Raw genomic sequence first — 11,812 nt, forward strand, 5'->3', positions numbered from 1 at the left:
TCGCACGCCGCTTCCTAAGCAACGGGATGAACATGACCGATCTCGAAAAGCACCACCGGATGGCCAATGCGATCCGTTTCCTGGCCATGGACGCGGTGGAAAAGGCCAAGTCCGGTCACCCCGGCCTGCCGATGGGCGCGGCGGACATTGCGACGGTGCTTTTCACGCAAGTCCTGAAGTTTGACCCGACCGCGCCGCACTGGGCCGACCGTGACCGGTTTGTGCTGTCTGCCGGCCATGGCTCGATGCTCCTCTATGCCACGCTGTACCTGCTCGGTTATGAGGATTTCCCGCTCGACCAGATCAAGAAATTCCGCCAGATCGGGGCCCGCACCGCAGGTCACCCGGAATTCGGCCACGGCGCCGGCATCGAGACGACCACCGGTCCGCTCGGCCAAGGTCTCGCCAACGCCGTCGGCATGGCCATTGCCGAGAAGCTGCAGGCTGCCCGCTTCGGCGAAGCACTTGTCGACCACTACACCTACGTTCTGGCCGGTGACGGCTGCCTGATGGAAGGCATCAGCCAGGAAGCCCTGACGCTGGCCGGCCACCTCAAGCTGAACAAGCTGATCGTGATCTGGGACGACAACGGTATCTCCATCGACGGCAAGATCGATGTGACCGATTCCACCGACCAAGTTGCCCGCTTCGAGGCCTCGCAGTGGAACACGATCCGCGTTGACGGCCATGATCCGGTTGCCCTCGCCGCCGCTTTCCGCAAGGCACAGGACAGCGACCGCCCGACCCTGATCGCCGCCAAGACCGTGATCGGCTTCGGCTCGCCGACCAAGGCCGGCACCGCCAAGGTGCACGGCTCGCCGCTTGGCGCCGACGAGATCGCGGCCACCCGCAAGGCCCTGAACTGGTCGCACGAGCCGTTCGAGATCCCGAGCGACGTGCTGGACGCCTGGCGCATTGCCGGCCTGCGCTCCGCCCACGCCCACAAGGACTGGGAAAAGCGCTTTGCCGCCGCTGACGCAGAGACCCGTGCCGAGTTCGAGCGCCGCAACCGCGGTGACCTTCCGGCTGCGCTGAAGCCGGCGCTGATGGCCTACAAGCAGAAACTGGCCGACGAGCGCCCGACGCTCGCCACCCGCCAGGCGTCTGAAAACGTGCTGACCGTCATCAACGAGGTGGTTCCGGAGACCATCGGCGGCTCCGCCGACCTGACCGGTTCGAACAACACCAAGACGGCCCAGACCAAGCCGGTCACTCCGGACGACTTCTCCGGCCGTTACATTCACTGGGGCATCCGCGAGCACGGCATGGCCGCCGCGATGAACGGCATGGCGCTGCATGGCGGCATGATCCCCTACTCCGGCACGTTCCTCGTGTTCGCCGACTACTGCCGTCCGTCGCTGCGCCTCGCCGCCCTGATGGAACAGCGCGTCATCCACGTGATGACCCACGATTCCATCGGCCTCGGTGAAGACGGCCCGACCCATCAGCCGGTCGAGCACTATGCCTCGCTGCGCGCCATCCCGAACCTGAACTTCTTCCGTCCGGCCGATGTGACCGAGACGCTGGAGTGCTGGCAGCTGGCCCTTGGCGCAAAGAAGACGCCGTCGGTGCTCGCCCTGACCCGTCAGGGTCTGGTTGCGCAGCGCAAGACCTTCGAGGAAGAGAACCTCTGCGCCCGTGGCGCCTATGTTCTGGCCGACACGGAAGAGACCGCAGACGTGACGATCTTCGCTTCCGGCTCGGAAGTCGAGATTGCCATGGACGCCCGCGCCAAGCTGGAAGCCGAAGGCGTTTCCGCCCGTGTCGTCTCCGTGCCGTGCTTCGAGCTGTTCGAGCTGCAGTCGACCGACTACCAGGCGGCCGTCATCGGCACGTCCAAGGTCAAGATCGCGGTTGAAGCCGGTATCCGCATGGGCTGGGACCGCTTTATCGGCAATGACGGCGTGTTCGTCGGCATGACCGGCTTCGGTGCCTCAGGTCCCTACAAGGAACTCTACGCCCACTTCGGCATCACGGCGGACGCTGTGACGGCTGCGGCAAAGGCGGGTCTGGCCGGCTGAGGCTGACGGCATCACAAGTTGACTGACGTGCCCGCCCTGCGTGGGCACGTCCCTCATGCGGGGTGGAGCCCTCCATCCCTCGGACTGCCGGCCCGGTCGCGGGACCGGTAACTGCGCGCCTGACAGAATGGCGCCATGCTTGCTCGGGAGTGTCTCATGGTGACGAAGGTTTCTATCAATGGCTTTGGCCGCATCGGCCGCAACGTGCTGCGCGCGATCGCCGAGTCCGGCCGCACCGACATTGAAGTCGTGCACATCAATGACCTGGGCCCGGTTGAGACCAACGCGCATCTGCTGCGCTATGACTCGGTCCATGGCAAGTTCCCGGCGACCGTCACGGTCGAAGGCGACAGTATCCGCATCAACGGCGGCAACCCGATCAAGGTGACCGCGACCCGTGATCCCAAGGACCTGCCGCACGCAGCCCTTGGCGTTGATGTCGCCATGGAATGCACCGGCATCTTCACCGACAAGCCGAAGGCCGAGGCGCACCTGGCCGCCGGTGCCAAGCGCGTGCTGGTCTCCGCTCCGTCCAACGGCGCTGACAAGACCATCGTGTTCGGTGTCAACCATGACGCGCTGACCGCTTCCGACATGGTGGTCTCCAACGCCTCCTGCACCACCAACTGCCTGGCTCCTGTCGCCTATGTCCTCAATGCCGCCATCGGCATCGAGAAGGGCTTCATGACCACCATTCACTCCTACACTGGTGACCAGCCGACCCTGGACACCATGCACAAGGACCTGTACCGCGCCCGCGCTGCCGCGATGTCGATGATCCCGACCTCGACCGGTGCCGCCAAGGCCGTCGGCCTCGTGCTGCCGGAACTGAACGGCAAGCTCGACGGCGTGTCCGTGCGCGTCCCCACCCCGAACGTCTCGGTCGTGGACTTCAAGTTCATCGCCAAGCGCGCCACCACTGTCGAAGAGATCAACAGCGCCATCCGTGATGCTGCCAACGGCCGCCTCAAGGGCATCCTCGGCTTCACCGACGAGCCGCTGGTCTCCATCGACTTCAACCATGACAGCCACTCGTCCATCTTCCACATGGACCAGACCAAGGTCATGGATGGCACCCTGGTGCGCGTCATGAGCTGGTACGACAACGAGTGGGGCTTCTCCAACCGCATGTCCGACACGGCGGTGGCGCTGGCCAAGCTGATCTGAGGATGACGGCCGTTCTGGCTGATCTCACGTGATGCGAGGGCGGGTGCCGATTGCGGCACCCGCCTTTTTTGCGCGATGCGGGGGCATTTGATGATTGAACTTCTTGCGGTGATTTCGCTGACCATTGTGGTCGCTGTCGTTCCCGGCCAGGACTTTGCCGTGGTGCTGCGCAACGCGCTGATCGGCGGGCGTCTGGCGGGCATCATGACCGCGCTTGGCATCGGCCTGGCGCTTGGCGTGCATGTCACCTACGCGCTGGCCGGCATCGGCCTGCTGGTGTCCCAGTCGATCCTGTTGTTCAACCTGCTGAAACTGATCGGCGCCGGCTATCTGGTCTACCTTGGCATCAGCATGTATCGCGGCGCCTCGCCTGATGTGCCGACAAGCGGGGCGAAGGCCGGCATGGCGCCGCTGACCGCGCTGCGCTGGGGCTTTCTCACCAACGTGACCAACCCGAAGGCGACCATGTTCGCCTTGAGCGTCTTCCTGCAGGTGACCTCGCCGGAGACCCCGCTCTGGACCCAGATCGGCTACGGCGTGATCATGGCGAGCGGCGTGTTCGCCTGGTTCGTGCTGGTCACCCTGTTCTTCACCCTTGCCCCGGTCCGGGCCCGCTTCCTGAGCATGAAGCTCTGGATGGAGCGGTCCTTCGGCGTCCTCCTGACGCTGTTCGGCATCGGGCTTGCCGTTTCCACCAATTCCTCCCGGCCGTGATGGCCCCGCAACAGGAGTTTTCCATGTCTTTCAAGACCATCGACGACATCAAGGATGCCGCCGGCAAGCGCGTTCTCGTCCGTGTTGACCTCAACGTCCCGATGAAGGACGGCAAGATCACCGACGACACCCGCATCCGCGCCGTTGCTCCGACGATCCGTGACCTGTCGGCCATGGGCGCCAAGGTGATCCTGCTCGCCCATTTCGGCCGTCCGAACGGCGAAGTCGTGGCCGACATGAGCCTTGCGCCGGTTGCCCCCGCTGTTGCCGCCGTCGTAGGCCGTCCGGTCGCCTTCGCCAGCGATTGCATCGGCGCCGCTGCTGCTGACGCCATTGCAAAGCTGGCCAACGGCGACATCCTGCTGCTGGAAAACACCCGCTTCCACAAGGCGGAGGAAAAGAACGGCGCGGACTTCGCCAAGGCGCTGGCCGAAAACGGTGACGCCTACGTCAACGACGCCTTCTCCGCTGCCCACCGCGCCCATGCCTCGACCGAAGGTTTGGCCCATCTGCTTCCGGCCTTCGCCGGCCGCTCCATGCAGGCAGAACTGACGGCCCTCAGCGCTGCGCTCGGCCAGCCGAAGCGTCCGGTTCTGGCGGTTGTCGGCGGCGCGAAGGTGTCTTCCAAGATCGACCTTCTCGAAAACCTCGTCGGCAAGGTTGACCTGCTCGTCATCGGCGGTGGCATGGCCAACACGTTCCTCGCCGCCAAGGGCGTCAACGTCGGCAAATCTTTGTGCGAGCATGATCTTGCCGAGACCGCGCGCAAGATCATGGCCGCTGCCGAAAAGGCCGGCTGCGAGATCGTTCTGCCGGTGGATGCGGTCGTTGCCCGGGAGTTCAAGGCAGGCGCTGCCAACGAGACCGTCGGCCTCAACGCGATCCCGGCGGATGCAATGATGCTGGACGTGGGTGCTGCCTCGATCGAGACGGTCAAGACCAAGATCGACGGCGCTGCCACGCTGGTCTGGAACGGCCCGCTCGGTGCGTTCGAGATCGAGCCCTTCGACCGCGCCACGGTTGCCGCCGCCCAGCACGCGGCCGCCCGCACCAAGGACGGCAAGCTGCTGTCCGTCGCCGGTGGCGGCGACACGGTCGCAGCGCTGAACCACGCCGGGGCAGCAGGCGATTTCTCCTATGTCTCGACGGCAGGCGGCGCCTTCCTCGAGTGGCTGGAAGGCAAGGACCTGCCGGGCGTCAAGGCACTCGGCGCCTGAGCGGGAACTTTGGAGAGGCGGTCCATCGGGCCGCCTCTTTTTTGGGGGGACTTCGATGTTGCCCATCCCTTGTTCAGAGTCACCCCGGCCAAGCGTAGCGCGAGCCGGGGCCTACTCGCTTCCAGAGCCTTTTGACAACACGATGGACAGGAACGCTCATGTTGACGCCCTGATCCCACGCGTGAACCACCGCTCTGCGAACGAGTAGGCCCCGGGTCTCGCGTTGCTCGCCCGGGGTGACACCGGCGGGGCGATCAGCCGCCTCCCAGATGAGCCGAAGCGCGTCACTTTTTCGCCTTGGCGAGCCCATATATTTCAAACATCAAATTAAATCTGTTGCCAAAAATCGCTCAAGTTTCAGCATTTTAATTGATTTATGTCTCCGGGGGCCATCTTCCAAATCCGGAGTGTTTTGTTAGAACCACGCAGGGCTTTGACGCAGAGCGACATCAGGATGGTGGGCAGGCTTACTGCAGACACCATCAGTCGCCGGACGACGGGAGTTAATCATGGCACGTATTACGCTTCGCCAGCTGCTCGATCATGCTGCAGAGCATGACTATGGTGTACCGGCCTTCAACATCAACAATATGGAACAGGCGCTTTCGATCATGGAAGCGGCTGATGCCCTTGACGCGCCGGTGATCATCCAGGCTTCGCGCGGGGCCCGCTCCTACGCCCATGACGTGATGCTGAAGCACATGATGGACGCGGTCACGGAAATCTACCCGCACATCCCGGTCTGCGTGCATCTGGACCACGGCAACGAGCCGGCGACCTGCATGACCGCGATCCAGGCCGGCTTCACCTCGGTGATGATGGACGGCTCGCTGAAGGCCGACGGCAAGACCCCGGCCGACTGGACCTACAATGTCGGCGTGACCAAGACCGTCACCGACATGGCGCATCTGGGCGGCATCTCCGTCGAGGGCGAACTGGGCGTGCTTGGCAGCCTGGAAAGCGGCATGGGCGAAGCCGAAGACGGCCATGGCGCCGAAGGCCAGCTCAGCCACGACCAGCTCCTGACCGATCCGGAAGAGGCAGTGAAGTTCGTGCGCGAGACCCGCGTTGACGCGCTGGCCATCGCCATGGGCACAAGCCACGGCGCCTACAAGTTCACTCGCAAGCCGGATGGCGCGATCCTTGCCATGCATGTGATTGAGGAAATCCACCGCCGCCTGCCGGAAACCCACCTGGTCATGCACGGCTCGTCCTCGGTGCCGCAGGACCTGCAGGACATCATCAACCAGTACGGCGGCAAGATGCCCCAGACCTGGGGTGTGCCGATCGAGGAAATCCAGCGCGGCATCAAGAACGGTGTGCGCAAGATCAACATCGACACAGACAACCGCATGGCGATGACCGGCCAGATCCGCAAGATCCTGGCCGAAAATCCGGGCGAGTTCGATCCGCGCAAGTATCTGAAGCCGGCCCGCGACGCCATGACCAAGCTGTGCAAGCTGCGTCTCGAAGCCTTCAACACCGCCGGCCAGGCCTCCAAGATCAAGAAGGTCCTGACCCTCTCGGAAATGGCCGCCCGCTACAAGAGCGGCGCGCTCGACGCCAAGATCGCGTAAGCGGTCAGCGCGAAGGTCAGACAGTGATGAAGGCCGGGGCAGTGCTCCGGCCTTTTCGTTTTCGAGGGCATTGCCGTTCGCGTCCCGTTCGGCGTCACCCCGGCCAAGCGCAGCGCGAGCCGGGGCCTACTCGCTTCCAGAGCCAAGAGCGGAGCACCGTGATGATGCTAGCCATCTGACTTTCTAGTCGTTTGGAAGCGCAGTGAATATTAATTCCGCTCTGCGAACGAGTGGGCCCCGGGTCTGCGCTACGCGCCGCCCGGGGTGACAACGGCGAGGCTGCCAGCGCTTCACGCCGCCCAGCAACTCCATTTCCGTGCGTCGACCCGGGCAGACAAACTCGACATACACTTACCCTCACAGACGCTTTTCGCCCGTCCAGCGGTTCAAACGCAGAACCCGTGCTTGCGTCGCGCTTTTGCCGTCTTTAGGGACATAGGTATGATCCCTGCGCCCCGATGAGGGGTGCCAACTGACGGATGACGCCGTGAACCGCCCTCGCCTTTATCTCATCACTCCGCCGCAGTTTGACGTCGCCGAGTTCCTGCCGCGCCTTGAAGACGCACTCAGCGGCGGTGATGTCGCCTGCGTGCTCATCTACCAGCCGGACGCCAACAGCCGTGACCTGCAGGAGACGGCAGCCAAGCTGGTTCCGGTGATCCAGAAGGCTGGCGCGGCCGCCCTCGTCTACCGCGACACCCAGGTGGCCGGGCGCACCGGCGCCGATGGCGCGCATGTCGACACCACCTTCGAGGACATCAAGCTGGCGCTGGAAAGCCTGCAGCCGGCCCGGATCGTCGGCGCCGGCGGCACCAAGCTGAAGCATGAGGAAATGGAGATCGCCGAAGCCGGCGTCGACTATCTGATGCTGGGCCGCCTGGATCTGGAAGAACAACCTGGAGCCCATGCAAAAACCCTCGAGCGGGCGCAGTGGTGGGCGGAGCTGTTCTCCACCCCTTGTGTCGCGCTCGGCGGCAACGACATTGCAACCCTCGACGAGACAGCGGCAACCGGCGCGGACTTCGTTGCCCTCAAGGATGCTGTCTGGCACCATCCAGATGGTCCTGCCGCAGCCGTACGCGCGGCCAATTTGATTCTCGAGCAGCATCCCTTCGAAGAGGAAAGCTGATGGCCGTGCTGTTTGCAAAGACAGGTAAGGCAGTCCGACTGACTGGCAGCGTGCTGCAGTCCGGCTACGTGAAAGCCTGGCGGTTGCCGATCCGGCATATGCTGGCAGCAACCATTTTGGCCGTTGCAGCCCTGCCCGCCCTTGCGCAAACAGCAGCACCCCGGCCAAACCCTGCGCCGGACGCCCCGGCAACTTCCGCTCCCCAGCAAGCGGAGCCGGTCGCCCCGTCACTTGAAGCCGGTTCAACTCCCGTCCAGGGAGCGGCCACCAGCCCGCCTCTGGCCGAGGGCGCTGCTGCCGATCCGGTGCCAGCGATCGCGCCGCTGCCGATGCTGCTCGACGCCGGAGCACCTTTCATGGAACCGGGCGAGCCGGTGACCGCCGATTTCGCCTATGGCGTATTCCAGCGTGGCCTCTATCTGACCACCCTTGCCGTCGCCATGCCATTGGCAGAAGAAGGCGACAAGGCAGCACAGACCCTCGTCGGCGTCCTGCATGAAACCGGTCTGGGCATTGCCCAGGACAAGACCAAGGCGGCCGAATGGTACCAGCTCGCGGCCATTGCCGGCGACATGGGCGCCGCCTATCGGCTCGGCCAGATGTATCTGACCGGGGATGGCGTGACGGCGGACAAGAAGAAAGCCGCTGACCTGTTCGAGAAAGCCGCTGAGGCCGGCAATCCCGCCGCCATGTACAATCTCGCCATCCTGTTCCAGTCCGGTGAAGGCCGGCCCTATGACGAGGCCGAAGCCAACAGGTTGCTGCAGCAGGCCGCCGAGTTGGAGGACGTCGAGGCGCAATACGCCCTCGGGCTGCAGTTCCTCGAAGGCAACGAGACCGTTCGCGATCCGATCCGGGGGGCGAACTGGCTTGGCCGCGCCGCGCGGCGCGGGCATCTGTCGGCGCAGGTCTATTACGGAATCCTGCGCTTCCAGGGGCGCGGCGTCGAGCCGGACGAGAAGGAAGCTGCCGACTGGTTCGAGCGCGCTGCCATTGCCGGCAATCCGGTTGGCATGAACCGGCTGGCGCGGATTTATGCCTTTGGCCGCGGACGCGAAATCGACCCAGTGGAAGCCACCGCTTGGCACTATGTGGCCCGGGCCGTCGGCCTCTCGGATCTTCAACTCGACGGCTATGTCGGATCGCTCGACAAGGAAACCGTCGGCAAGGCCATGAAGCGGGCAGAGGCGTTGAGCGCGTCCCTGCTGCCGAAACAGCAGGATCCGGCAGCTGCATCCCCCTGATCCGGCGTCTCCTTGGCTTTTTCCCTTGAAACCCGTGCCGTTTTGTGGTGGACAGGCGGCTCGTCGGAACCGGCGTGGCTGCAAGGCCAGCGCAACGGCAGCCGCTCCGTATTCACGCCCCAAGCAATCGGTCGTCAAATGAAGATCAACGGTAACGAGATCAAGCCCGGCAACGTTCTGCAGCACCAGGAAACGCTGTGGGCTGTGGTCAAGGTGGACCATGTCAAGCCCGGCAAGGGCGGCGCCTTCGCCCAGGTTGAAATGAAGAACCTCATCGATGGCCGCAAGCTCAACGAGCGCTTCCGGTCAGAAGACAAGGTCGAGCGCGTTCGCCTGGAGCAGAAGGACTTCCAGTTCCTGTTCGTCCAGGAAGACGTTCTGATTTTCATGGACACCGAGACCTACGAGCAGCTTGAACTGCAGAAGGACTTTGTCGGCGACCGCGCTGCCTTCCTGCAGGACGGCATGATGGTCACCGTGGAAATGCATGAGGAGCGCCCGATCGGCATCAACCTGCCGCAGTTCGTGACGCTTCAGATCACCGAGGCGGATGCCGTTGTGAAGGGCCAGACCCAGTCCTCGTCCTACAAGCCCGCCATCCTCGAAAATGGCGTGCGCGTGCTTGTTCCGCCGTTCATCACCGCCGGCGAAAAGATCATCGTCGACACCACCACCGTGGAGTATGTGCGCCGCGCCGAGTGACGCAGCCACTTTCCGGTTTCAATTTGTTCAGTGTTCAGCGCCATTCTGGCGCTGAACCAATTTTATCTGGCAGATCCCCATGGCACGTACAGCTATCCTCAACGTGATGGTCCAGGCAGCGATGAAGGCCGGTCGTGCCCTCGTTCGCGACTTCGGCGAAGTCGAAAACCTTCAGGTCTCCCGCAAGGGCCCGAGCGACTTCGTGTCCGCTGCCGACCGGCGCGCCGAGGAGATCATCCGGGCCGAGCTGACCAAGGCGCGCCCCGGCTATGGTCTCCTGATGGAAGAAAGCGGGGAGATCGAAGGCGAGGACGGCCAGCATCGCTGGATCGTCGACCCGCTCGACGGCACCACCAACTTCCTGCACGGCATTCCGCTGTTCGCCATCTCGATCGCGCTGGAACGTCAGGGCCAGATCGTCGCGGGCGTCATCTTCAATCCGGTCATGGACGAACTCTACACCTGCGAACGCGGGCGCGGCGTGTTCATGAACGACCGCCGCCTGCGCGTTGCCACCCGTTCCGCCCTGCCTGACTGCCTGATCGGCACCGGCCTGCCGTTCCTCGGCAAGGGCGACCATGGCCGGGCGCTCAAGGAACTGCGCTATGTCATGCCGGAAGTCGCCGGCATCCGCCGCTGCGGCGCCGCCGCGCTTGACCTTGCCTTCGTTGCCTCCGGTCGCCTCGATGGCTTCTGGGAACACGGCCTCAATGCGTGGGACATTGCGGCAGGCCTTTTGATGGTCCGCGAGGCCGGTGGCTTCGTCAGTGACATCAACGGCAAGGACACCATGCTGGAAACCGGCTCGATTATTGCCGGCAACGAGTTCGTCCGCGGTCAGCTCTACAAGCTGCTGAAGAACGCCGCCGACTGAACCAGTAGCGGCTCCTTGCTGCAGATAGCCAGGCCAAACCGCCCGTCCGACCGCTCGGGCGGGCATTACCCGTGATTAACCTTTTGTCATCGCGCGATTAACGGTTTTCAACCGCTTTGAAATCGCGCTATCACAGGGGCCACCCGCAACAGGCGAAAGCTTGGCAGCTCATGGCCCGTGATTTCGACCCTTACAGCCTGTCCAGCCCGAAGGCATACCTGTCGATCATGATCATCTTCCTGGTGATCATCGCCTTCCTCGCCTTCATCCTGAACCAGCAGATCATCGTCGCCTTCATGAGCAGCCCGGGCCTCAATGGCCTGATCGTGCTCGTCGGCGTCTTCGGCATCTTCCTGACTTTCGGCCGCGTCATCCGCCTGTTCCCGGAAATCCACTGGGTCAACGGCTTCCGGATCGGTGACCCTGGTATTGAAGTGCGCCGCCCTCCGGTGCTGCTGGCACCGATGGCAACGCTGTTGGGCAACAAGGTCGGGGAAATGGCGCTCACCCCGGCGACGGCCCGCTCAATTCTCGATTCCATCGGCATGCGCCTGGACGAAGCGCGCGAGATCGCCCGCTACATGACCGGGCTTCTGGTGTTCCTCGGCCTGCTCGGCACCTTCTGGGGCCTGTTGCAGACCGTGGGCTCCGTCAGTTCCACCATCCAGTCGCTGGATGTCGGCTCGGGCGATGCCAACACGATCTTCAGCGACCTGAAGGCAGGCCTCGAAGCACCGCTGTCGGGCATGGGCATCGCGTTCTCATCCTCGCTGTTTGGCCTCACCGGTTCACTCGTGCTCGGCTTCCTCGACCTGCAGGCCGGTCAGGCGCAGAACCGCTTCTACACCGAACTGGAAGACTGGCTGTCGACCGTTACCGCCATCGAGCCGGAAGATCGCACCGGTCCGACCGGTGGCACAGCGGGTGATCTCGACAAGTTGCAACTCACCCTCGAGCGACTGAACCGGGCCATCGAGGAAGGCGGCGGCAAGGCGGCGAACCAGGCTATGGCAAACCTCGCCGAAGGCATCCAGGGCCTCGTCAAGCATGTGCGCTCCGAACAGCAGATGATGCGCGAATGGTCCGAGACACAATCGGCACAGCAGAAGCGGATCGAAACCCTGCTGACCTCGATTTCCGCCGCCTTCGACCGGGCGAAGGAGTAAG

At 63.8% G+C, this 11,812-nt stretch carries 10 protein-coding genes; all 10 read left to right on the forward strand.

Features of this window, described 5'->3' with window-relative positions:
• Nucleotides 1-32: 32 nt before the first annotated feature.
• The 10 genes from tkt to C8348_RS01255 all read left to right on the forward strand — a co-directional run bounded on the left by tkt (nt 33) and on the right by C8348_RS01255 (nt 11,811).
• Nucleotides 33-2,021: a transketolase gene (gene tkt / locus C8348_RS01210; protein WP_106751650.1), complete on the forward strand. Its 1,989-nt coding sequence runs from the start codon at nt 33-35 to the stop codon at nt 2,019-2,021.
• Between the two features lie 156 nt (nt 2,022-2,177).
• The gene (gene gap, locus C8348_RS01215) at nt 2,178-3,188 is read left to right on the forward strand and encodes a type I glyceraldehyde-3-phosphate dehydrogenase (RefSeq protein ID WP_106751437.1); all 1,011 of its coding nucleotides are present in this window, start codon (nt 2,178-2,180) and stop codon (nt 3,186-3,188) included.
• 90 nt (nt 3,189-3,278) lie between these two features.
• Nucleotides 3,279-3,902 (forward strand): LysE family transporter, encoded by a 624-nt coding sequence (locus C8348_RS01220; RefSeq protein ID WP_106751438.1) that lies wholly within the window; start codon nt 3,279-3,281, stop codon nt 3,900-3,902.
• A gap of 23 nt (nt 3,903-3,925) precedes the next feature.
• On the forward strand, nt 3,926-5,119 hold the full coding sequence (locus tag C8348_RS01225) for a phosphoglycerate kinase (RefSeq protein ID WP_106751439.1): 1,194 nt from the start codon (nt 3,926-3,928) through the stop codon (nt 5,117-5,119).
• 509 nt (nt 5,120-5,628) lie between these two features.
• Entirely contained in the window at nt 5,629-6,696 is a 1,068-nt protein-coding gene (gene fba / locus C8348_RS01230; RefSeq protein WP_106751440.1) for a class II fructose-bisphosphate aldolase, read from the forward strand.
• Between the two features lie 487 nt (nt 6,697-7,183).
• Complete coding sequence (locus C8348_RS01235) at nt 7,184-7,825, forward strand: thiamine phosphate synthase (RefSeq protein WP_106751441.1); 642 nt, start codon at nt 7,184-7,186, stop codon at nt 7,823-7,825.
• Nucleotides 7,825-9,069 carry an SEL1-like repeat protein gene (locus C8348_RS01240; protein WP_106751442.1) on the forward strand — a complete coding sequence of 415 codons (1,245 nt, stop codon included), beginning with the start codon at nt 7,825-7,827 and terminating at the stop codon, nt 9,067-9,069. The genes C8348_RS01235 and C8348_RS01240 overlap by 1 nt, the downstream gene beginning before the upstream one ends.
• 138 nt (nt 9,070-9,207) lie before the next feature.
• A complete protein-coding gene (gene efp, locus C8348_RS01245) occupies nt 9,208-9,771 on the forward strand; it encodes an elongation factor P (RefSeq protein WP_106751443.1) in 564 nt (187 codons plus the stop codon).
• Between the two features lie 79 nt (nt 9,772-9,850).
• A complete protein-coding gene (locus tag C8348_RS01250; RefSeq protein WP_106751444.1) occupies nt 9,851-10,645 on the forward strand; it encodes an inositol monophosphatase family protein in 795 nt (264 codons plus the stop codon).
• A 170-nt stretch (nt 10,646-10,815) separates the two neighbouring features.
• A complete protein-coding gene (locus tag C8348_RS01255) occupies nt 10,816-11,811 on the forward strand; it encodes a flagellar motor protein MotA (RefSeq protein WP_106751445.1) in 996 nt (331 codons plus the stop codon).
• Nucleotide 11,812: the final 1 nt, after the last annotated feature.

It is taken from the genome of Pannonibacter carbonis, assembly GCF_003012935.1.
GTDB classification, from domain to species: domain Bacteria; phylum Pseudomonadota; class Alphaproteobacteria; order Rhizobiales; family Stappiaceae; genus Pannonibacter; species Pannonibacter carbonis.